General features: G+C 71.2%; 16 protein-coding genes and 2 pseudogenes. 12 read left to right on the top strand and 6 right to left on the bottom strand.

Translation table 11 applies throughout. The features are described 5' to 3' along the window. Positions 1 to 627: 627 nt before the first annotated feature. Positions 628 to 738, top strand: a pseudogene (locus ACF1FZ_RS08540) (cupin); the annotation flags it as partial. 284 nt (positions 739 to 1,022) lie between these two features. Here the strand turns inward: ACF1FZ_RS08540 and ACF1FZ_RS08535 are convergent. Next, a complete protein-coding gene (locus ACF1FZ_RS08535; RefSeq protein WP_391772619.1) occupies positions 1,023 to 1,193 on the bottom strand; it encodes a hypothetical protein in 171 nt (56 codons plus the stop codon). Between the two features lie 184 nt (positions 1,194 to 1,377). Between ACF1FZ_RS08535 and ACF1FZ_RS08530 the strand changes: the two genes are divergently transcribed. From ACF1FZ_RS08530 to ACF1FZ_RS08515, 4 genes and pseudogenes are all read left to right on the top strand, one after another. Then, positions 1,378 to 2,262 carry an RCC1 domain-containing protein gene (locus tag ACF1FZ_RS08530; RefSeq protein WP_391772617.1) on the top strand — a complete coding sequence of 295 codons (885 nt, stop codon included), beginning with the start codon at positions 1,378 to 1,380 and terminating at the stop codon, positions 2,260 to 2,262. Between the two features lie 34 nt (positions 2,263 to 2,296). Then, positions 2,297 to 2,794, top strand: a pseudogene (locus tag ACF1FZ_RS08525) (TetR/AcrR family transcriptional regulator); the annotation flags it as partial. A gap of 60 nt (positions 2,795 to 2,854) precedes the next feature. Next, positions 2,855 to 3,871, top strand: a complete 1,017-nt coding sequence (locus ACF1FZ_RS08520; protein ID WP_391772601.1) for a VOC family protein — start codon at positions 2,855 to 2,857, stop codon at positions 3,869 to 3,871. A gap of 109 nt (positions 3,872 to 3,980) precedes the next feature. After that, entirely contained in the window at positions 3,981 to 4,472 is a 492-nt protein-coding gene (locus tag ACF1FZ_RS08515) for a MarR family winged helix-turn-helix transcriptional regulator (protein ID WP_391772600.1), read from the top strand. Between the two features lie 68 nt (positions 4,473 to 4,540). Here the strand turns inward: ACF1FZ_RS08515 and ACF1FZ_RS08510 are convergent, their stop codons facing one another. Beyond that, the gene (locus ACF1FZ_RS08510; protein ID WP_391772599.1) at positions 4,541 to 6,100 is read right to left on the bottom strand and encodes an arabinogalactan endo-beta-1,4-galactanase; all 1,560 of its coding nucleotides are present in this window, start codon (positions 6,098 to 6,100) and stop codon (positions 4,541 to 4,543) included. Positions 6,101 to 6,143: 43 nt separating this feature from the next. Then, complete coding sequence (locus tag ACF1FZ_RS08505) at positions 6,144 to 8,189, bottom strand: beta-galactosidase (protein ID WP_391772598.1); 2,046 nt, start codon at positions 8,187 to 8,189, stop codon at positions 6,144 to 6,146. 188 nt (positions 8,190 to 8,377) lie between these two features. Here ACF1FZ_RS08505 and ACF1FZ_RS08500 point away from each other — a divergent pair, with 188 nt between their 5' ends. Genes ACF1FZ_RS08500 through ACF1FZ_RS08485 form a run of 4 tightly spaced genes read left to right on the top strand, consistent with a single transcriptional unit; the run spans position 8,378 to position 12,545 of the window. Next, positions 8,378 to 9,688, top strand: coding sequence for an ABC transporter substrate-binding protein (locus ACF1FZ_RS08500; RefSeq protein ID WP_391772597.1), 1,311 nt, complete (start codon positions 8,378 to 8,380; stop codon positions 9,686 to 9,688). Next, a complete protein-coding gene (locus tag ACF1FZ_RS08495; RefSeq protein WP_391772596.1) occupies positions 9,685 to 10,611 on the top strand; it encodes a carbohydrate ABC transporter permease in 927 nt (308 codons plus the stop codon). Before ACF1FZ_RS08500 ends, ACF1FZ_RS08495 begins: the two co-directional genes overlap by 4 nt. Further along, on the top strand, positions 10,608 to 11,468 hold the full coding sequence (locus ACF1FZ_RS08490; protein WP_391772595.1) for a carbohydrate ABC transporter permease: 861 nt from the start codon (positions 10,608 to 10,610) through the stop codon (positions 11,466 to 11,468). The genes ACF1FZ_RS08495 and ACF1FZ_RS08490 overlap by 4 nt, the downstream gene beginning before the upstream one ends. Before the next feature lie 42 nt (positions 11,469 to 11,510). Beyond that, complete coding sequence (locus ACF1FZ_RS08485) at positions 11,511 to 12,545, top strand: LacI family DNA-binding transcriptional regulator (protein WP_391772594.1); 1,035 nt, start codon at positions 11,511 to 11,513, stop codon at positions 12,543 to 12,545. 27 nt (positions 12,546 to 12,572) lie between these two features. Here the strand turns inward: ACF1FZ_RS08485 and ACF1FZ_RS08480 are convergent, their stop codons facing one another. From ACF1FZ_RS08480 to ACF1FZ_RS08470, 3 genes are all read right to left on the bottom strand, one after another. Next, positions 12,573 to 12,920, bottom strand: coding sequence for a hypothetical protein (locus ACF1FZ_RS08480; protein ID WP_391772593.1), 348 nt, complete (start codon positions 12,918 to 12,920; stop codon positions 12,573 to 12,575). Positions 12,921 to 13,006: 86 nt separating this feature from the next. Beyond that, complete coding sequence (locus ACF1FZ_RS08475; protein ID WP_391772592.1) at positions 13,007 to 14,068, bottom strand: aminotransferase class V-fold PLP-dependent enzyme; 1,062 nt, start codon at positions 14,066 to 14,068, stop codon at positions 13,007 to 13,009. A gap of 70 nt (positions 14,069 to 14,138) precedes the next feature. After that, positions 14,139 to 14,876: a DsbA family oxidoreductase gene (locus ACF1FZ_RS08470; RefSeq protein ID WP_391772591.1), complete on the bottom strand. Its 738-nt coding sequence runs from the start codon at positions 14,874 to 14,876 to the stop codon at positions 14,139 to 14,141. Positions 14,877 to 15,076: 200 nt separating this feature from the next. Between ACF1FZ_RS08470 and ACF1FZ_RS08465 the strand changes: the two genes are divergently transcribed. The 3 genes from ACF1FZ_RS08465 (at position 15,077) to ACF1FZ_RS08455 (ending at position 21,035) form a co-directional block, all read left to right on the top strand. Further along, positions 15,077 to 15,571 carry a DinB family protein gene (locus ACF1FZ_RS08465; RefSeq protein WP_391772590.1) on the top strand — a complete coding sequence of 165 codons (495 nt, stop codon included), beginning with the start codon at positions 15,077 to 15,079 and terminating at the stop codon, positions 15,569 to 15,571. A gap of 21 nt (positions 15,572 to 15,592) precedes the next feature. After that, positions 15,593 to 16,066: an NUDIX hydrolase gene (locus ACF1FZ_RS08460; protein WP_391772589.1), complete on the top strand. Its 474-nt coding sequence runs from the start codon at positions 15,593 to 15,595 to the stop codon at positions 16,064 to 16,066. A gap of 847 nt (positions 16,067 to 16,913) precedes the next feature. After that, positions 16,914 to 21,035 (top strand): transglycosylase SLT domain-containing protein, encoded by a 4,122-nt coding sequence (locus ACF1FZ_RS08455; protein ID WP_391772588.1) that lies wholly within the window; start codon positions 16,914 to 16,916, stop codon positions 21,033 to 21,035.

Raw genomic sequence — 21,035 nt, 5'->3', positions numbered from 1 at the left:
CCGCCCAGGAACCCTTCGCCGCCCCCGTCCGCCGGCCCGAATTCATCGGAGCCCGCGACTTCACCCCCGTGAAGTAGGGGCATACGCAGGCCAGGTGGGGCGGGACGCAACAGGCGTCCCGCCCCGCCGGCGTTCTCCACCCACGGGCACTGCCTGCTCGTCACGGCCTGCACCTCCCTGACGGGCCGCCGTGCGCGGCTTCCAGGTGCCTGCGGAGCCTCACCCGCTCGTCCGCCGGCCTGCTTGCCCGCAAGCTTCTCGGCACACACGAGACGGTCGCACTCGGGACACCCGGGCACGGACTCCGCAGCTCTCAGAGGGAACGACATGAACGGGTCGTCGTCCTGGCGAGCAGGGCGTCGGTCAACTCCGCTCACAGAAAACGCCCTTCGCTCCGGGCGTTATATCGCGCGTTCTCCGCGCGGAGGCGCTCCAGGAGTGTCGCGAGCCGCGCATACGCCGGGTCCACCTCCCGTTCGGCCCCGCCCCTGCTGGGTCGCGCAAGCACCACTCACCGGCGTCTTCCTCCCGTCGTCCACCCCCGGAGGGCAAGCGGCAACCTGAAGCGGCCTGTGGTCGCAGAAGAAGGTAGCTGTCCTCAACGACTACGAGGTCAAACTGGCCAAAATGAGGGGCGAGTTCGTCTGGCACACGCACGGGGACACCGATGAACTGTTCCTGGTCATCAGCGGTCGGCTCACGATCCGGCTCAGGGACGCCGATGTGGTGCTGGAACCCGGCGAGTTGTTCGTGGTTCCCCGAGGTGTCGAACACTGCCCCGTAGCTGATGCGGAGACCGCGATCCTGCTGTTCGAACCGGCGGGAACAATGAACACCGGTGATGCGGGGGGCCGACGACCAAGGCGCCCGAGGCCCTCATCTGATATCAGGCCATGGTGTGCCCGTAAGGGCGTCCGCCCCGGCGGACGCCCTTACGGGCCGGGGGGCCGGCCGAAGGCCGGGGCAGGCGCTCGGCCGGAGCGTCGGGGCGGGAGCGCGGGCACGCATCGGAAGCGCCATGATCAGGACCACGAACCGGACAGGCCCGTGACGGCACCGATCAGGCTGACCACGACGACCAGAACCAGGCGCTCCACTCCTCTGCGGCAGACGACGAACGACGGCACGCAGAGGAAGAGGAGCGCCATCGGCACCAGGACGAGCAGCTCCAGGGGACTGGTGGTCGAGTTCATCGGCCACCCCTCAGGTTCCGCCGCCTACGCGTGCGCGGGGAGATCCGCGACGCCATCCACCAGGCCTTCATCACACTCGGTTGTGCGTCGTCTGCCGGCGGCGGCTGAGGACCCCGCTCTGATTCCGGTGCGCAGTAAGGTGGAATCCCGTGTCTCGAGCTCTCGTCAAGCACAAGGAGGCAGAATGCTCGCCGAGCCGTCGGCGCTGGCGGCCGGAAGGCGTCATTCGGTCGGGCGGCGCTGGGATGGGACCGTTCTCTCCGTGGGCGATGCCGCAGCCGCTGGATGTCGTGTCGAGCGATGGGAAGACGTCGTCGCGGTGGCAGCCGGCAACGTCCATACCGCGACGAACACGGGCAGGTCTCACACGGTGGGGCTCCGGTCGGACGGCACGGTGCTGGCGACGGGGTGGAATGGCGATGGGCAGTGTGATGTCGCCGGATGGCAAGGCATCACAGCTGTGGCCGCAGGCTGGCGCCGCACGCTCGGGCTCCTCGCGAATGGCCGCGTGCTGGCAGTCGGCCGTAGTTCGGAAGGACAGTGCGACGTGCAGTCCTGGCGCGAGATGGTCGCCCTCTCGTGTGGTGACTGGCACTCGGCAGGCGTCCGGTCGGACGGTTCTGCACTGGCCACGGGGAACAATCGACGACGGCAGTGTGCCGTTGAAGGGTGGCGTGACCTGGCCTCCGTTTCGGCCGGGTATCTCCATACCGTCGGCCTCAGGGCCGACGGGCGGGCGGTGGCGACCGGAGAACGGGCAGCCGGGGCATGCGAAGTCGACGAGTGGGAAGACGTGGTGGCACTCGACGCGGGTAGCCACCATACCGTCGGGGTCACTGCGTCCGGACGTGTCCTCGCAGCGGGAGACAACACCTACGGACAGTGCGAAGTCGGCGATTGGCGCGACATTGTCGCCGTGGCGGCCGGTTCGACGCACACCCTTGGTCTGCGTGCCAACGGCACAGTCGTGACTACAGGGAACAATGCCGACGGACAATGCGAAGTCGGCTCCTGGTCCGGAGTCCGGCTTCCGAAGGCTTCCGGGCCGCGCCGAAGCGACGCGAACTGACAAGCCGTCATTTCCGAGCCGCGGAGACCCCGTTCTGATCGCCGAGCACTCAGGGGTGACCAAGCGGACCCTGTACAACCAGTTCGGCTCGAAGGACCATCTGGTGGCGGCTTACCTCACGGAACGCGACCAGCGCTGGCGCTCACTGGTCCGCGCCGCCGTCGACGCCTGCGAGGGCACCGCCGAGGCCGTCACCGGCCCCTTCGAGGCACTGCGGATCTGGAGCGGGACCAACACCCGTGGATGCGCGTTCATCAACGCACTGGCCGAACTCCCCGACCCGTCGCACCCCGCCCACCGCATCGCCTCGGACCAGAAGCTCTGGCTGCTGGACCTGTTCGAGGAACTCGCCACCGCGGCGGGCTGCTCGGGCCCCTCCACCCTCGCCACCCAGCTCCTCGTGCTGCACGAGGGCGCTCTGGCCACACAGCCGCTCCCGGTCGAGACCCTCCGGGAGAGCACTGCTCTGGCACGAGCCGCAGTCCGATCCGCACTGCCCGCCTCCGAGGGTGACTCCGCGCCGGGCGCCTGAGCCCGCCCGGCCGTGCAACTCGCTGGACCTCGGCCCGGTTCAGCGGAGACAGTGGCGCCCATGACCTCACTCGTACAGCACATCACCGTCGACTGCGCCGATGCCTACGAACTGGCCCTCTTCTGGGCCGAGGTGCTCGATTCCGCCCTGTCCGAAGACGACGAGCCCGGTGACCCCGAGGCGCTCGTCGAGGCGCCTGGTGCCGCTCTGCTCTTCATCACGGTGCCCGAGCCCAAGAGCACCAAGAACCGGATCCACCTGGACCTGCGCCCCGACGACCGCACCCGCGACGAGGAGGTCGAACGGCTGCTGGCCCTCGGCGCCACACTGGTCGCCGACCACCGCAAGCCGGACGGCCGGGGCTGGGCCACCCTGGCCGATCCGGAGGGCAACGAGTTCTGCGTGGAGTGCGGTGCGCGGGAACGCGCCGCGCTGACCGGCACCCGGCTGCCCGTCACCGCCGACGACGTGGCGCTGGCGGTGCGCCTCGCGGTCGACACCCTCGCGGAGTCCCCAACGGACAACTGGCGGGTCCCGGCAGGGTCGTTGGCGTGGGACTGCTGGGAGACGGTGGAGCACCTGAGTGACGATCTCTTCGCCTACGCCGTCCAGCTGGGTGGGCGCAGGCCCCCGCAGGACCGTGAGGTGCCCTACCGGTACGCGCCCGACCGCGAGGGCGGCCCCGGGAACTCGGTCTTCGCGGACCCGGAGGCGGGAACGTCCGGGCTGCTCCAGACGCTGGAGTCGAGCGGCGCCCTCCTGACGGCGATGGTGCGTACGACCCCTTCGGACGTCCGCTCCCACCACGTGTCCGGGCTCTCCGACCCGGAGGGCTTCGCCGCGATGGGCGTCGTCGAGACCCTCGTGCACACCTACGACGTCGCCGCCGGGCTGTCGCTCTCCTGGACCCCGCCCCGGGACCTCTGCGACCGGGTGCTGGCCCGGCTCTTCCCCGGTGCCCCGGACGACGAGGACCGGTGGGCCGTGCTGCTCTGGTGCACCGGCCGCGCGGACCTGCCGGGCCGTGACCGTGTCACGTCGTGGAGGTGGCACGGTGCGCCGCTGGACGGCCGGTGACCGGTACGGGGCCCCCGAGCTGCGCGGCAGCGGCGGATACCGGCCACATCGCAGCCGGTCGCTGCGGTCCGCAGGAGCCTGACCGGGACCCGCCGGCAGCGTCGCGGCCATGGAACAGCCGACCAGCACCGCCCTCACCGGCCAGGCGCCGGCAGACCCGGCGGCCACCGACGACGCGCTGGCCACACAGCCCATCGGGTACTGGAGCGGCCTGGCCCGTACGGCCGTCACCCGCCGTCTGCGGGACGCCATGGCCAGGATCGACGTCACGCAGCCGCAGTACCGGGTGCTCAACCGGGTGCGCGGCGGGCCCGCCGCGCCCACCCGCGAGGAGGTCGTCGACCAGCTCACGCCCCTCGCCGACGGACCGCAGGACATCTCCCGGGTCGTCGACCAGCTGCTTCACCGCGGCTGGCTCAGCGAGGAAGGGCGGCGGCTGGGCCTCACCGCCGAAGGAAAGGCCGCGCGGGCGCGGTTGCGTGAGCTGGTGACCGGGCTCCGCGCCGAGGTCCACCGGGGGATCAGCGACGCGGAGTACGTGGCCGCGCTCAAGGTGTTCCGCACGATGGTGGCCAACATCGAGGGTCCGCGCACCGTGTGAATCCGTCCCCGCCACGGGCAGGTGCCGCCGGCCCGGTCTGCCGTGCGCGTACCGGACCGGCGGGGCGCCTACCTGTGTGAGAACCAGGCTGCCGCAGGCAGCAGCCTGCCGCTGTGGCCGAACACCGCCTGGTTCTCCCACGCGTTGCCCGAGGACGGGTCGGCCGGGTCCCAGCCGCTGCCCTTCGCCGCGGTCCAGGCGGGCTCCCAGTACACCGCGCCCAGTCCCCGGTCGTCCGGGACGGCTTCGACGACGTTCATGACGTCCCGGAGGTTCGCCGCCTGGCCGGCCGGGGTCGCCGGGTAACCGGTGACCAGCTGGTCGGCGGTGGCCACGTTGTTCTCCAGGCCGTCGGCGTCGGCCAGCGTATGGGCGTAGGCGGTCTCGGCGACCAGTACCGGCTTCCCGTAGCGGGAGGCGGCGTCGTCGAGGTTGGTCTGGAGTCCGGACAGCGAGCCGTGCCAGTAGCCGTAGTACGAGAGCGCGATGACGTCGAACGGCACTTTCCGCGCCACGGCGTTGTCGAACCACCAGCGGGTGCCCTCGTTGTCGCCGCCCTCGGCGAGGTGCAGTGCCACCTTCGTGCCGGAGGAGACCGCCTTGGCGGCGTTCGCTCCTGAGGTGAGGAGGCCGGCGAGCTGTGACCAGTTGCCGGTGGAGCCCTCGGGCCAGAGCATTCCGCCGTTGATCTCGTTGCCGATCTGCACCATGTCGGCCGTGGTCCCCTGGGCCTTCAGGGCGTTCAGCACGTCGTAGGTGTGGTGGTAGACGTCGGTGCGCAGTCGGCTGTAGCCGTGTCCGGCCCAGGCGGCGGGCTTGTTCTGCTTGCCGGGGTCGGCCCAGGCGTCCGAGTAGTGGAAGTCGATCAGGGTCTTCATGCCGAGGGCCTCGGCGCGCTTGGCCATGGCGAGGACGTGGGCCTTGTCGTTGTAGCCGTCGACCGGGTCCACCCACACCTTGAGGCGTACGTAGTTCATGCCGGAGCTCTTGAGGATGCTCATGGCGTCCCCGGCCCTGCCGCTCGCGTCGCTGTACCCCGCGCCGTACGCCTCGTTCTTCGGGAGGGTCGAGAGGTCACCGCCCCTGACGCTCAGCCCGGTGCTTCCACGGGTGAAGGTGATGTCGTCGAAGTTGGCCCACTGGCCCGCGTGCGCGTCGGAGTTGAGGCTGATGGTGCAGGCCCCGCCCGTCACCCTGACGGAGGTGACGAGGCGGATCCAGGCTCCGTCCGCGGTGGGCGGCAGGTCGGTGCGCTGTTCGGCGGTGCCGCAGTTGCGCAGGGCGATGTAGGCGGAGTCCTGGCCGCCCCCTGAGCGGACCCAGGCGCTGAGGGTGTACGTGCCGTCGGTGAGGCCGCTCAGGTACTGATAGGTCTCGACCTTGTACGCCGAGGCCGACCAGTGGCTGAGCCGGGTGCTGCCGCCGTGGCCGCCCGCCTCGGTGAAGGAGGCGGCGTTCTGCCCGCCGGCCGAGTACGTCGACCAGCCGGTCGTGCCCGACTCGAAGCCGGTGTTGACGGGGGTGGTGGCCGCGTGTGCGGCCGTTGCGGGGAGCGCGGCGAACACGAGGCCGGAGAGCGCGGCCACCGCCCCGGCCGCTTTCGCGCGGGTGTGTGTCGTTCCGTACATCGTCGATGTCCCTTCGACCGTTGTGCGGGGTGGGCTGGGCGCCTCAGCCGCCGAGGCGTACGACGCGGACCGCGCCCGCCGGAACGGCGAGCCTGTCCACGGCGGGCTCGCCGGTGAGGAGTTCGGTGCCGGGGGTGTCCAGCGCCACCGCGGCGTCGGTGTCGCTGTGGTTGATCACGAAGAGGTAGGTGCCGCCCGCACCGGTGCGGCGTACGACCTCGACGTCGTACGGCAGGCTCGTGCGGGGCTCGATGCCGGCGTCGGCGGCGGCGCGGTCCAGGACGGCGTCCAGGTCCGGGCCGGAGAGCCGGGTGGAGATGTACCAGGCGGTGCCTTCCCCGAGCCGGTTGCGGGTGACGGCGGGCCGGCCGGCCGGGATGCCGCCGGCGTACGACCAGACGGTCTCGGCGCCGCGCGGGATCACCACGTCCGACCAGAGGTCGCCGGTCAGCTCCGGGCCTTCGGGGGCGCCCTCGGGGGTGATCAGGCGAACGGTCCCGCCCACCGGGAGCGGGGCGAACTCCTCGACGGTCAGGCCGAGTACGTCCCGGAACGCGCCGGGGTAGGCCCCGGGGTGCACCGCGTCGTCGGTGTCGACGATGCCGGAGAAGTACGAGACGACGAGGGTGCCGCCGTTCTCGACGTACCGGCGCAGGTTGCGGCCGGTCCCCCCGGTGGCCAGGTAGAGGGCGGGGACGACGACCAGGGGGTAGCCGGACAGGTCGGCGTCGGGGTGGGCGAAGTCGACGGTGAGGTGGCGGTCGTAGAGCGAGGCGTAGAAGGTGTCGGCGCGCTCGCGGGCGTCGTGCTCCTCGCTCGGGCGCCACTCCAGGCCCTGCGCCCACCAGGACTGCCAGTCCCAGAGCATCGCCACGTCGGCGACGGTCCGGGTGCCCCGGATGCCCTCCAGCAGGCCGAGCCCCGCTCCGAGCGCGCTCACCTCGCGCCAGATCCGCGAGTCGGTGCCGGCGTGCGGGACCATCGCGGAGTGGAACTTCTCGGCGCCGCGCCGGGACTGGCGCCACTGGAAGAACATCGCGCCCTCCGAGCCCCGGGCGACATGGGCGAGGCTGTTGCGGGCCATCTCGCCGGGGCGCTTGGCGGGGTTGCGGGGCTGCCAGTTGACGCCGCCGGTGGAGTGCTCCAGCAGCAGCCAGGGCGCGCCGCCCGCCACCGAACGGGTCAGGTCGGCGGCCATGGCGAGGTTGACGTGGGTGCGGCGGCCGTCGGTGATCAGGTAGTGGTCGTTGGAGACGATGTCGACCTCGCGGCCCCAGGCCCAGTAGTCGACGGACTCGCACTGGCTGAGCGCGGTCATGAAGTTGGTGGTGACCGGGATGCCGGGGGCGAGCCGGTGCAGGATGTCGCGTTCGGCGGTGAAGTTCTCCCGCATGGTGGCGTCGGCGAAGCGGGCGTAGTCCAGCCGCTGGGCGGGGTTGCCGACGGTCGGGGTGGTGCGGGGCGGGTCGATGTCGTCGAGGGAGCGGTAGCGCTGGCCCCAGAAGGCGGTGCCCCAGGCCTCGTTGACCGCCTCGGCCGAACCGTGCCGGGCGGCGAGCCAGCGGCGGAAGTGGGCGGCGCAGCTGTCGCAGTAGCAGGCGCTGACGGGGACGCCGTACTCGTTGTGGACGTGCCACATCGCGAGGGCGGGGTGTTTCGCGTAGCGGCGGGCGAGCTGCTCGGTGATGTTCGCGGCGGCCGCGCGGTAGGGGGCCGAACTGTGGCAGATCGCGCCGCGTGATCCGAAGGCGAGGCGTACCCCGTCCCGGCTGACCGGCAGGGCGTCGGGGTGGGCGCGGTAGAACCAGGCCGGCGGGACGACGGTGGGGGTGCCGAGGTCGGCTCGGATGCCGTTGACGTGCAGCAGGTCCAGGAGGCGGTCGAGCCAGCCGAAGTCATAGGTGCCCGGCTCGGGTTCCAGCAGCGCCCAGGAGAAGATCCCGACGCTGACCATGGTCACGCCGGCCTCGCGCATCAGGCGGACGTCCTCGTGCCAGACCTCCTCGGGCCACTGCTCGGGGTTGTAGTCGCCGCCGAAGGCCAGCTTGTGCAGGCCGACCGGGCAGGGAGCGGATTCTGAGTGCGGCATGGACAGCTCCTGGCTCTTCGGAACAATTTCTGGGAACGTGCACACACACTCTCGGCGGCGCAGAGCCAACATAACCGCACAGCAACAACCATTGACAAGTGTCGGTTTGCTTTCTCTACTGTGAACGCTCACAGCGCTTTCCGGCCGGTCCCGCCGATGCGCCTGTTCATCTCGTCAGGGGAGAAACCATGAAATACCGCACCGTCGCGGTGTCCACAGCCGCCGCACTCGCCGCCACCGCCCTGCTCTCCGGATGCGGCTCGGACGACGGCGACGAGGCGGCTCCCTCCGGGCCCGCCTCGCTGACCTACTGGGCGTGGGCGCCCGGCATGGACAAGGTCGCGGACATCTGGAACAAGGGCCCGGGCAAGGAGGCCGGCATCACCGTCACGGTGAAGAAGCAGGCGTCCGGCGACGACCTGGTCACCAAGATCATCACGGCGGCGAAGGCCGGCAAGGCGCCCGACCTGGTCCAGGCCGAGTACCAGGCCCTCCCCACCCTGGTCTCCAACGACGTCCTCGCCGACATATCCGAGGAGGCGGGCGACACGAAGGGTGAGTTCGCCGACGGGATCTGGCAGCAGACGACACTCGGCTCGGACGCCCTGTACGCCCTGCCGCAGGACTCCGGCCCGCTGATGTTCTACTACCGCAAGGACCTCTTCGAGCAGTACGGCCTGACCGTGCCCACCACCTGGGACGAGTTCGCCGGGACCGCCCGCGCGCTGAAGAAGAAGGCGCCGGACAAGGACCTCACCACCTTCTCGTCCAACGACTCGGGCCTCTTCGCGGGCCTCGCCCAGCAGGCGGGCGCGAAGTGGTGGACCACGGGCGGCGACACGTGGAAGGTCGCCATCGACGACCCGGCCACGCGGAAGGTCGCCGACTTCTGGGGCGGTCTGGTCGAGGAGGGCGCCGTCGACAACCAGCCGATGTACACCCCGGCCTGGAACAAGGCGCTCAACACCGGCCAGCAGGTCGCCTGGGTGAGCGCCGTCTGGGCGCCCGGCACCCTGACCACCGCCGCGCCCGAGACGAAGGGCAGGTGGGCCATGGCCCCGCTCCCCCAGTGGACCGCCGGCGAGAACGTCACCGGCAGCTGGGGTGGCTCCTCCACCGCCGTCACCAACGACTCGAAGGACAAGAAGGCCGCGGCCGCCTTCGCGAAGTGGCTGAACACCGACCCGGTGGCGCTCGCCGCGCTGGTGAAGGAGAGCGGGATCTACCCCGCCGCGACGGCCGCGCAGACCGGCGGCGCGCTATCGGAGGCACCGGACTACTTCTCGAACCAGCCCGGCTTCTACACCGAGGCCGCCAAGATCGCCCAGGGCACCGCCCCGGCCGCCTGGGGCCCGAACGTCAACGTCGCGTACAGCGCCTTCAAGGACAACTTCGCCGCGGCGGCCAAGAGCAAGTCGGACTTCGGCCCCGCACTGACCGCCATGCAGGACGCCACCGTCGCGGACCTGAAGAAGCAGGGCTTCGGGGTCTCGGAGTGACACGTACACCCCGCGGGAAGGCGTACGGGGCCAAGAGCGCCCCGTACGCCTTCCTGGCCCCCGCCACCGTCCTCTTCCTGCTCTTCTTCGCCCTGCCCATCGGCTACGCCGTGTACCTCAGCTTCCGCCGGACCGAGGTCAAGGGCCTCGGCCTCGGCAAGGGCGCGCGGGAGGAGATCTGGGCCGGTCTGTCCAACTACGCCGACGCGCTCACCGACCCGGAGCTGCTGCACGGGGCGCTGCGCATCCTCGGTTACGGCGCGATCGTCGTCCCGGTGATGCTCGGCCTCGCCCTGCTCTTCGCCCTGCTGCTGGACACCGACGGGCTCCGGCTGCGCGGTTTCACCAGGCTGGCGATCTTCCTGCCGTACGCGATCCCCGGCGTCATCGCAGCGCTGATGTGGGGCTTCCTCTACCTGCCCGACGTCAGCCCCTTCCTGCACCTGCTCGACGCGACGGGGCTGCCGCAGCCAGGCCTGCTGGACGGCGGGCCGCTGTACCTCTCGCTGGCCAACATCGCGGTGTGGGGCGGCACCGGCTTCAACATGATCGTGATCTACACGTCACTGCGGGCGATCCCCGCCGAGATCTTCGAGGCGGCACGGCTCGACGGCTGCTCGCAACTCCAGATCGCGCTGCGGATCAAGATTCCCATGGTGGCGCCGTCCCTGATCCTGACCTTCTTCTTCTCGATCATCGCGACGCTCCAGGTCTTCAGCGAACCCACCACGCTCAAGCCGCTGACCAACTCGCTCTCCACCACCTGGAGTCCGCTCATGAAGGTCTACCAGGACGCCTTCGTCAACAACGACATCCACGCGGCGGCGGCCCAGGCGGTCATCATCGCCCTCGTCACACTCGCCCTGTCCTTCGGTTTCCTCAAGGCGGCCAACTCCCGTACGAAGCAGGGAGGATCCCGATGAGCAACCGGCCCCTCGCCGCCCCCGGCCGCCGGCGCCCCCCTCTCGTCCCCACGGCCGCACTGCTCCTCGGCGCCGTGTACTGCCTGCTGCCCGTCCTCTGGGTCCTGGCCGCCTCCACGAAATCCGGCAGCGAGCTCTTCTCGACCTTCACCTTCCTGCCGGGCTCCGGTTTCACCGGCAACGTCGCCGACCTCACGGAGTACCGCGACGGGGTCTACTGGAAGTGGATGGCCAACTCGGCCTTCTACGCCGGGGTGGGCGCCCTGCTGTCCACGGCGGTGTCCGCGGTCTCGGGGTACGCCCTGGCGGTGTACCGCTTCCGCGGCAAGGAGACGGTCTTCAACATCCTGCTCGCCGGGGTGCTGATGCCTCCGGTGATCCTGGCCGTACCGCAGTACCTGCTGCTGGCCGAGGCCGACATGACCGACTCCTACCTCTCGGTCCTGCTGCCGCTGGTCCTCTCCCCGTACGGCGTCTACCTCGCCCGGATCTACGCGGCCGCCGCCGTGCCGGCCGATGTGATCGAGGCGGGCCGGATGGACGGCGGCGGCGAGTGGCGGATCTTCCGGACCATCGCGCTGCCGATGATGCTGCCGGGGCTGGTGACCGTGTTCCTGTTCCAGTTCGTGGCGGTCTGGAACAACTTCCTGCTGCCCTACATCATGCTCGGCGACGACGAGAAGTTCCCGGTGACCCTGGGGCTCTACACGCTCCTCCAGCAGGGCGCCAACACACCGGCGCTCTACACGCTGGTCATCACGGGCGCGCTGCTGGCGATCATCCCGCTGATCGCCCTGTTCCTGGTGATCCAGCGGTTCTGGAGCCTGGACCTGCTCTCCGGCGCCGTAAAGTCCTGACTGCTCCTCAGCAGGGCGACCTCTGATGAAAGATCATGCACCATGAGCCGCACAGAACAGAACGGCGCGGGACGCCGCAGGCCGCCGACGATCCACGACGTCGCCCGGGAGGCCGGGGTCTCCCGGGGCACCGTCTCCCGGGTGCTCAACGGCGGTCACAACGTCAGCGCGGCCGCGCTCGACGCGGTTCAGTCCGCCATCCGCAGGACCGGTTACACCGTGAACCGGCATGCCAGGTCCCTGATCACCGGACGCTCCGACTCGGTGGCCTTCCTGCTGACCGAGCCCCAGGAACGCTTCTTCGAGGACCCCAATTTCAATGTGCTGCTGCGCGGCTGCACCACCGCGCTCGCCGCGCACGACATCCCGCTGCTGCTGATGATCGCGGGCACGGAGGCCGAGCGCCGCCGCAACATGCGCTACATCGCCGGTCACGTGGACGGGGTGCTGCTGGTCTCCAGCCACTCCGGCGACCCGGTCGCCGCCCAGCTGCACGAGGCCGGGGTGCCGCTGGTGGCGTGCGGGAAGCCGCTCGGACAGGGCTCGCGGGTCAGCTACGTGGCGGCGGACGACCAGGGTGGCGCCCGGGACATGGTGCGCTTCCTGTACGGGTCGGGGCGCCGCCGGATCGCCACGGTCACCGGGCCGCTGGACACCCCCGGCGGTGTGGACCGGCTGGCGGGCTACCGCGAGACGCTCGCCGAGTGCGGGCTGCCCGTCGACGAGGCGCTGATCGTGCCGGGCGACTACAGCCGGGCGGGCGGTGAGGCGGCGGCCGCGCTGCTGCTGGAGCGGGCGCCCGACGTGGACGCGGTGTTCGTCGCGTCGGACCTGATGGCACAGGGGGTGCTCAGCACGCTGGAGCGGGCGGGCCGCCGGGTGCCGCAGGACATCGCGGTCGGTGGTTTCGACGACTCTCCCGCGGCGCTCGCGGCGCGCCCGGAGCTGACGACGGTCCGCCAGCCGTGGGACCGGATCAGTGCCGAGATGGTGCGGGTGCTGCTGGCACAGATCGGCGGGGAGGACCCGGCCGCGGTCATCCTCCCGACGGAGCTGGTGCGCCGGGATTCGGCATAGGGCCTGCAGGGCTCGCCGGCCAGGCGGTCAGGGCCGCGAGCTCCGCTTCGGCGCGCTCGGTGACCAGGGTGGGGACGCGGCCGGCTGCGGCCAGGTCCCCGGCCGGTGTGCCACCCCGGACGCGGGCGGTGAGCGGAGCGGTTTCCGCGACGACGGCGGCGATCGGCTCGTGTCCTGCGGCTGTGGGCACAGACGGACGCCGTCCTCGACGAGCAGCCCCTCGGCCGGCGGCTCGTCGAGGGTGACACGGATCCCGGCCGGACCGGCCTCGAGGGAGCTCCCGGCCAGGGTGATGAGATCGTCCACCGCCCGCGGGGCGTCGGCGACGGCGGCGCGCAGGGTGACCTGCTGCTGGAACGTGCCGCCGTGCCTCACGGGGCCGGCCCGGCTGCCCGCCGAGGTGGAGGAGAACTCCCGCGCCGGGGCCGGGGACCGCCCCGTGCGGTAGCCCGCGGCCCGGCTCAGCGGGACAGCACGTCCAGGGCGCGGTCGACGTCCGCCTCGGTGTTGTACAGGTGGAAGGCGGCCCTCAGATTGCCCGCCCGGGCGGAGACCATCACCCCGGCCGCCGCCAGATCGGGCTCCCGGCCACCCAGGCCGGGTACGGCGACGATCGCGGAGGTGCCGGGCACCACCTCGTGCCCGATCGACGCCAGCCCTTCCCGGAAGCGGGCGGCGAGCCCGGTGGCATGGGCGTACACGGCGTCCACCCCGACCCCGGCCAGCAGGTCCAGGGACTGCTCGGCCCCGTGGTAGGCGAGGAACGCGACCGGCTCGTCGAAGCGCCGGGCGTCGGCGGCGAGCTTCCCGACCGGCCCGTACGTACTGTTCCAGCGGTCCTCGGCCGCGACCCAGCCCGCGTAGAGCGACGGCAGGGTCGGCTGCGCCTCCTCGGTCACGGTCAGGAACGAGGAACCCCGGGGGCACATCAGGAACTTGTATCCGCCGGTGACGGTGTAGTCGTACGCCCCGGCGTCCAGCGGCAGCCATCCGGCCGACTGGCTGGCGTCGAGCATCGTCCGGGCCCCGTGCGTGGCGGCGGCCGCGCGGACCGCGTCCAGATCGGCGACCCGGCCGTCGGCGGACTGGACGGCCGAGAAGGCGACGAGCGCCGTCCCGGGCCGTACGGCGTCGGCCAGCTCCGTCAGCGGGACGTAGCGCATCCTCAGATCGCCGCGCACGGCGAAGGGGCTCACGACGGAACTGAACTCCCCCGTCGGCGCCAGCACTTCGGCACCCGGCGGGAGGGACGCCGCGACGAGTCCCACATGGGAGGCGACGGAGCCGCCGACGGCCACCCGCGCGGGCGTGACGCCGGCGAGTCCGGCGAAGCCGGCACGGGCGGAATCCACCGCTTCGAAGCTCCCCGCCCCTCCCCTGACCCCTGCGGCAGCGTCGTCGGCCAGCGTCTTGACGGCCTCGACGGCACGACGGGGCAGGAGCCCGCAGGCGGAGGTGTTCAGATAAGTGGTTCCGGATGCGAATTCGGTGGCCCTGACCTGATCGATCGCAGAAGTCTCCATACGCAACAGCCTGACGGCCGCTCAATCTCACGTCAATCACGTGAGATTGAGCGGCGCGCCCAAGTAGTCCTTATACACGCTGGCCGGATGCCTCAGCCTGGGGCACTTCACAGGCCCCGTCCGCGTCGCAGGCCGCCGCGTCCCCTCCCACCTGGGTCAGGGTGGAGACCTCGCGGTCCTTCCACGCCTGCTCCAGGGCCTGGGTGAAGACCTCCGCGGGCTGCCCGCCGGAAATGCCGTAGCGCCGGTCGAGCACGAAGAACGGCACGGCGTTGGCACCCAGCTCGGCGGCCTCACGCTCGTCGGCCCGCACGTCGTCGGCGTACGCCTCCGGGTCGGCCAGCACCGCACGCGCCTCATCGGCGTCGAGACCCGCCTCGACGGCCAGGTCGGCCAGCACCGCGTCGTCGAAGACCGAGCGCTCCTCGGCGAAGTTCGCCCGGTAGACAAGGGTCAGCAGCTCGTCCTGGCGTCCGCGCGCCTTGGCGAGGTGCAGCAGCCGGTGGATGTCGAAGGTGTTGCCGTGGTCGCGCCCCTCGGTGCGGTAACCGAGTCCCTCGGCCTGCGCGTTCGCGGCGACATTGGCCTCCATGCCGCGGGCCTCCTCGGGGGTGCGCCCGTACTTCTGCGCCAGCATGTCGATGACCTGCTCGGTGTCGCCCTTGGCCCGGCCGGGATCGAGCTCGAAGGAGCGGTGGACCACCTCGACCCCGTCGCGGTGGGCGAAGCCGGCCAGCGCCTTCTCGAACCGCGCTTTACCGACATAGCACCACGGGCAGGCGATGTCACTCCATATCTCGACGCGCATGACTCTTCTACTCTCCAGCTCTGCTGTGACCGGTGCGGAGGACGCCTCCGCCGCCGCTTCAACGTGCGGAAGGGGTGGCTGATTCCCGGAGGTGCCCACGAGGGCGGCGCCCCCGGACACAACAGCGCCGCGCTGGGGGCGCACGGCCAAAGCGGCGGACGAGGACAGGATCCGGCCTGTTTCCGTCCTGCGGTCTGCGCATGACACCTGAGACCGAAGGCCTCCTGGCCGCGCTCCGTGAAGCGCGCCGGCTCCTTCTCGTCACCGTGCGGGACATCGGGGACGAGCAGCTCACCGAGCGCTCCACGGTGAGCGAGCTGGCGCCCGGCGGGATCCTGAACCACCTCACCCGCGGCGAACGGATCTGGACGCACATCCTCACCGGCGCCGACGGCCGGGCGCCGGACGGCATGTGGGACATGGCCCGGTACCGGGCACCGGAAGGCGTGACGGCCGCCGGCCCGCACACCGCGTACGAGGAGGCCGCCCGGGCCACCGACGAGGCCGTCGCGACGGCGGACCCCGGCACGGAGGTCCCCCTCCCGGAGACGCCCTGGGATCCCGGGGCCGTACGCCGCTGGCCGGTGCGCAGGATCCTGTTGCACCTCCTCCAGGAGACGGCCCAGCACACCGGGCACGCGGACGTCGTCCGCGAGGCGGCCGACGGCGCGAACAGCACGGTGCGCCGGTCGTAGCGGCGGGCGTAGTCTCCGGGGATGGATCTGCGACTGGCGGCGTACGCCGTGTGCGTCGAGGACGGGCGGGTGTTGCTCGCGCATGCCGTACGGCCGGACGGCGAGAAGACCTGGACACTTCCGGGCGGCAGGGTCGAGCACGCCGAGGACCCGTTCGACGCGGTGATCCGGGAGGTCGCCGAGGAGACCGGCCTGGAGGCCGTGGTCGAGCGTCTGCTGGGCGTCGACTCAAGGGTGGTCCCTGCGGCGGAGCGTCGGCCGTCCGGCCGGCCCGGGCTCCAGAACGTCGGGATCTTCTACCGGGTCCGCATCACCGGCGGCCGGCTCCGGCCTGAGCCGAACGGTGAGACCGCCGAGTCGGTCTGGACTCCGGTTTCCGAGGTCGCCCGCCTCGGCCGCTCTTCACTGCTCGACATCGGCCTCGCCCTGGCACGGACCGTTCCGGTGACCGGACATGTCGCACCCGTCCCGGTCGGCGGCCTGATCCGGCACTGAGGCCGCCCCGGTGATCGCCCTGGCCGACTCCTCGGGGCCAGGAGATCACGGGCCTCCGGAGCGGCCTCGGCCCGTACGGCCTTCCCCGGTGAGGGAAGGGCCGCACACCCCGGCCCGGCGCGTGGTCGCGCAACCGAAGGCGTACCAGGGGTGAGGGCGGTCGTGACCGGAACGTACCGGTACACACGGTGAGGGGGCCGGCGGTTCCGGGAGGCACGACCGGCCGGCACGACGGCTCGGCCCCGAGCGGGCGGCGCCTGTCTCACTCCGGATGACAGCGACCGCGAGGCCGGAGGAAGTCGTCCTCCCGCTTCATCACACGCGGGCGTCACCAAGCTTTTCTGGCCGAACAGCCAGGAGCGAAGGCGAAGAATCCATTTTCTGCATGGGTGAATCCGCCCAGGCAGGCGGCCCGGCAGCGACGTCCCGATCACACGCGGTGGCGTCGGTTTCCAGCCGCGTCCCGCTTGCCGGCCAACGGATGTTGCATAGGTTGCTCCGGCCGGAAAAGGCGCGAGGGAATCGTGGGGCGGGGACACGCGGGGGAAGGCGCGGTTCACTCCGCTGACCAAACCTCACAGGGCCCGGGAGCCCGCGTTTTCGTAGGGGGTGGAACTTCGGCAGCCGGCGATCGTGGGGAACGGACCGCCTCCGGTGGAGCCGACGCCTCCTCAGCACTGTTCATGACCGGCACCGGCCGGTGGACCGTCCCCATGGCCGGTGACGGCGCGTTCGGCACCACGGCGGTCCGCCGCGGGCGCACTCCCGGGAGCGCTCGGCCCACCCGCTCCATGCCACCGGTGCAGCCGCGTCACACCACGTCCCGACTCGTCGAAGGGCTCATCCCGTGCCGTTGCTCAAACGTCCGGCCGGACGCCGCAGATCCGCCGGCCACGCCCGGACCACGGCTCACGTCATAGCCGTCTGCTCCCTCGCTCTGCTCTCCGGCATGCTCCCGGGCACCGCTCTGGCCGCCGGCTCCCCGCCGCCCGGCGCGGCGAACGGCTGGTCGGCGAAGACGTTCCGCGACGCCGCCGGCCAGGGATCGCCCGACCGCGTCCCCGCCGCCGACCGCGAGAAGACCCTCGGGCCCGGGTACCGGACCTCGAAGGACCGTGCGTGGACCACCTCGGGGGACGCCGAAGGCTTCCACCTCATGGTGGCCGACGCCAAGGACGGTTACGCCTGGAAGACGGCCGCCACCCTGTCCGAGCCCGGGTTCGAGGCGGACGCGTGGATCGGCAACGCCTGCGTGACCCGCTCCGGAAAGCGGGCAGCGGTGGCGTACGCACCCCGCACCTTCACCAACAAGCCCGAGCTGATGGTCCGCGGCGCCTTCGCGGCGGTCGTGGACCTGACCACCGGAAAGGTCACCAAGCTGGCGGACACCGCCTCGCTGGCCTACTTCTCCCCCGGCTGCGGAGCGGGCGAGAAGGCGGTCTTCACGCAGCTCACCCACGACGGGGACAAGCAGTCCGGCACCCGCCTGATCAGCGTCGACGCCGCCAGCGGCAGGAGCGCGGCACCGCTGCACCTGGACGGCCAGGTCACGTCCGCCGTCCCCACCGACCAGGGCATCGTCGCCGCGCACGGCTCACGCCTGGTCCGTATCGGCGCCGACGGAAGTGAGAAGGAGATCGCCCGTACCCGTACGGTTCCCTTCCAGCTCCGTCCGGACCGGTCCGGCGGTGTCACCTTCATCGAGCGCCTTCCCGCGGCAGCCGGGGGCAAGCGCTCCGGCGCAGCCGTCGAGAGCACCGCGCGCCGGGTCAGCGCCGCACAGATCGGCCGGGGCGGAGCGACCCCGGCGACGCTCGCGCGGGGCCCGCTCACCGACTGGGACCTGTCCGCCGCCGCCGACGGCACGGTGTACGTGACGGGGAAGGCCAGGACCCAGGGCACGCTGCCGGACAGCGTGAAGAATCCCGGCACGCTCGGCAAGGACGACCGCATCTCCACCCTGTCCGCCGCCGCCGTCGGTACCTCCTGGGCGCCCGGAGCCGGCACCCTGGTCACCGCCACGGGCGCCGGCGACGAGGCCCGGCCCGTGCGGACGCGGCTTCGCCTGCTGGACACCGGCGCGAAGACCACCCTCGAGGCCCTGCCCGGCGGTGCGCCCCTGGCGCCGGAGCAGATGGCAGCCGGCGCCGAGAGTTCACCGGCCCTGCCCGGTCCGGCCGGCGGTACGACGAGGTCCGCCCTGGCGGCGGCCTCCCCCACCAACCCGGTGGAGGCCGAACGCACGTGCGCCGTGCCCCGCAACGACCCGCGCAAGCAGGCGCTCCAGCCGACACCGCGCCAGGCGGAGTGGGCCGTGGACCAGGCGGTGATCGACGGGCTGTACATGTGGGTGAGCCGGCCCGCCAACTGGAACAACACCGGCATGTCCGCGTACACCCCGCAGACCCTCTTCCCGCTGCCCGCCCTGGCGGGGGACCCGAACGGGGTGGTCGACCGGGCGGACGAATGGCACATCCCGGCCCAGATCCTGCTCGGTGTCGCCGCGCAGGAGTCGAACATGTGGCAGGCCACCCGGACCGTGGTACCGGGCGTCACCGGCAATTCACTGATCGGCAACTACTACGGGATCAAGTACTCCGCCGACGGCGAGCAGGCCGATCCCTGGGCCGTCAACTGGGCCAAGGCCGACTGCGGCTACGGCATCACCCAGGTCACGGACGGCATGCGTCTGTCCGACACCACGCTGTCCACCGCGCAGAAGGAGGCCGCGGCCCTCGACTACACGGCGAACATCGCGTACGGGGCCAGCATCCTCGCCTCCAAGTGGAACGAGACCAGGGCCGACGGCATGACCGTCAACGGCGGCAAGCCGAAGTACATCGAGAACTGGTTCTTCGCGCTGTGGGCCTACAACTCCGGCTTCCACCCGAAGTCCGAGGCCGGCAGCAACGGCGGCAAGTGGGGGGTGGGCTGGACCAACAACCCCGCCAACCCGCTGTGGAAGGAGAACCGCCTGCCGTTCCTGGAGAGCGCCGGCGGTGGTGACGACTACTCGCACGCGGCGAGCCCGCAGAACTGGCCGTATCAGGAGAAGGTGATCGGCTGGGCCGCCCGTCCCATCTCCGCGATGTTCAAGCCGGGTGACATGCAGGCCGGTTACCGGGCGGCGTGGTGGAACAACAACGCCGCCCGCACCCGGGCCAAGCCGCCGAACATGATCTTCTGCACGGCGTCGAACGACTGCGACGACGACAAGATCCTCGACGGCGCGTCCAACCAGACCGGGCAGGGCCCGTGCCTGCTGCCCGGCGACCCCGACGAGAACAACCCGCTCTATCTCAAGTGCTGGTGGCACGAGTCGGTCAAGTGGAAGGACTGCGAGGCCGCCGCGGAGTGCGGCAACCCCGTGCACCGCTTCAACAACGAGGACTATCCGGAGCAGCCCAACGAGAACTCCTCGTACCCGCCGCGCTGTCCCACCGGTTCCGGCTCCGGCCTGCCGTCGGGAGCGCTGGTCGTCGACGACATCCCGAACGGCGTCACCCCCACAGGGCAGTCGGGTCATACGTGCGGTTCGGCATCGTCCGCCGGCACGTTCAGGTTCGACTTCACGGCGTCCAACGGCACCTATCCGGGCAAGATCGACCTGCACCAGCTCGGAGCCGGCTTCGGTGACCACTTCTGGTTCACCCACACCCGCAAGGCGTCCGACGCGGACGGCGCCCGGCTGCGGACGACCGGGACCTGGACCCTGGGCCGCACCCTGAACCAGTGGGCCCGCGTCATGGTCCACGTCCCCGACCACGGCGCCCACACCCAGCAGGCCGCCTACGAGATCGACACGGGCTCCGGCTCGTTCACCCGCCACCGCACACTGGGCCAGGAGCGCAAGGCCAACACCTGGGTCTCGCTCGGCACCTACCGGATCACCGGTACCCCGCGCGTGCGGCTCGCCAGCACCACCCTGGACGGCACCGGGGACGAGGACGTGGCCTGGGACGCCGTGGCGTTCCAGCCGCTGGCCGCCAAGCCGAAGCACATCGTCGCGGTGCTGGGTGATTCCTTCACCTCCGGTGAGGGGGCGGGCGCGTACTCCCCCGAGAGCGACAAGGACCACGGCACGGCGCAGTGGAACGCCTGCCGGCGCAGCGCGAACGCCTGGCCGCGCAAACTGGTCCTGCCCGGCACCACCGAGTCGCTCGGCAGGATCGCCGACAACTGGGGCACCGCCGCGGAACTGGGCTTCGTCGCCTGCTCGGGCGCGATGTCGAAGAACGTCGCGTACCAGCCGAACTACAGCAACGACCCGCAGAAACATCTGGAGGGCCAGTTCAAGGAGGTCCTGCAGACCGAGTCCGGTGTCCTCAGCGCCGACACGACCCTGGTCATGCTGACGCTCGGAGGCAACGACGAGGGCGGTTTCGCCTTCGCGATGCAGGAATGCGGCGGGCTGGGCAACTGCTCGGCCGACTCGGACTTCCTGCCCCGGTACAAGGCGGTCGTGGACCGCATGGCCGAGCGGGTGCAGGCCGCCCTGGAGGACGTGGCGTCCAGGGCACCCAACGCCCGCATCGTCCTGATGGGGTATCCGGAACTGCTCAGCCGCTCGGTCAAGTGCTCCGGCTCGCTCTACTACGACATGTCTGAGGTCGGCGCACTCGCGGAGCTGGTGAACTACGCCGACGCCAAGCAGAAGGCCATGGTCGACGGGCTGCGTACGGGTGCGTCCAAGCTCAAGGTCGACTACGCCGACCCGGTGAGCGCGTTCGTCGGCCACAGCGGCTGCGACGACCCCGAGTGGATCAACAAGTTCGTTCTCGGTCCCAACGGTGACGGCGACTTCCATCTGGGCGACGCGGCGGCCGTACCGGCTGCCTGCCTGTGGGGCGCGTTGGGCGGCAAGTGCCTCAGCCGCGAGTCCTTCCACCCCAAGGACGCCGGTACCACCGGATACGCCGAGGTGATGCGGCAGCGCCTGAACGCGATCGGCTACACGGGGACGCCCTGA

Source organism: Streptomyces sp. NPDC014623, from assembly GCF_043088245.1.
Lineage (GTDB): Bacteria > Actinomycetota > Actinomycetes > Streptomycetales > Streptomycetaceae > Streptomyces.
The sequence above is the reverse complement of the archived record's forward strand: the minus strand, read 5'-3'. Positions and strand labels throughout refer to the sequence as shown.

Excerpts from the sequence above, each read along its gene's own strand:
- ACF1FZ_RS08535 (WP_391772619.1), bottom strand. The coding sequence starts at position 1,193 with ATGAACTCGACCACCAGTCCCCTGGAGCTGCTCGTCCTGGTGCCGATG.
- ACF1FZ_RS08530 (WP_391772617.1), top strand. The coding sequence starts at position 1,378 with ATGCTCGCCGAGCCGTCGGCGCTGGCGGCCGGAAGGCGTCATTCGGTC.
- ACF1FZ_RS08520 (WP_391772601.1), top strand. The coding sequence starts at position 2,855 with ATGACCTCACTCGTACAGCACATCACCGTCGACTGCGCCGATGCCTAC.
- ACF1FZ_RS08515 (WP_391772600.1), top strand. The coding sequence starts at position 3,981 with ATGGAACAGCCGACCAGCACCGCCCTCACCGGCCAGGCGCCGGCAGAC.
- ACF1FZ_RS08510 (WP_391772599.1), bottom strand. The coding sequence starts at position 6,100 with ATGTACGGAACGACACACACCCGCGCGAAAGCGGCCGGGGCGGTGGCC.
- ACF1FZ_RS08505 (WP_391772598.1), bottom strand. The coding sequence starts at position 8,189 with ATGCCGCACTCAGAATCCGCTCCCTGCCCGGTCGGCCTGCACAAGCTG.
- ACF1FZ_RS08500 (WP_391772597.1), top strand. The coding sequence starts at position 8,378 with ATGAAATACCGCACCGTCGCGGTGTCCACAGCCGCCGCACTCGCCGCC.
- ACF1FZ_RS08490 (WP_391772595.1), top strand. The coding sequence starts at position 10,608 with ATGAGCAACCGGCCCCTCGCCGCCCCCGGCCGCCGGCGCCCCCCTCTC.
- ACF1FZ_RS08485 (WP_391772594.1), top strand. The coding sequence starts at position 11,511 with ATGAGCCGCACAGAACAGAACGGCGCGGGACGCCGCAGGCCGCCGACG.
- ACF1FZ_RS08475 (WP_391772592.1), bottom strand. The coding sequence starts at position 14,068 with ATGGAGACTTCTGCGATCGATCAGGTCAGGGCCACCGAATTCGCATCC.
- ACF1FZ_RS08470 (WP_391772591.1), bottom strand. The coding sequence starts at position 14,876 with ATGCGCGTCGAGATATGGAGTGACATCGCCTGCCCGTGGTGCTATGTC.
- ACF1FZ_RS08465 (WP_391772590.1), top strand. The coding sequence starts at position 15,077 with ATGACACCTGAGACCGAAGGCCTCCTGGCCGCGCTCCGTGAAGCGCGC.
- ACF1FZ_RS08460 (WP_391772589.1), top strand. The coding sequence starts at position 15,593 with ATGGATCTGCGACTGGCGGCGTACGCCGTGTGCGTCGAGGACGGGCGG.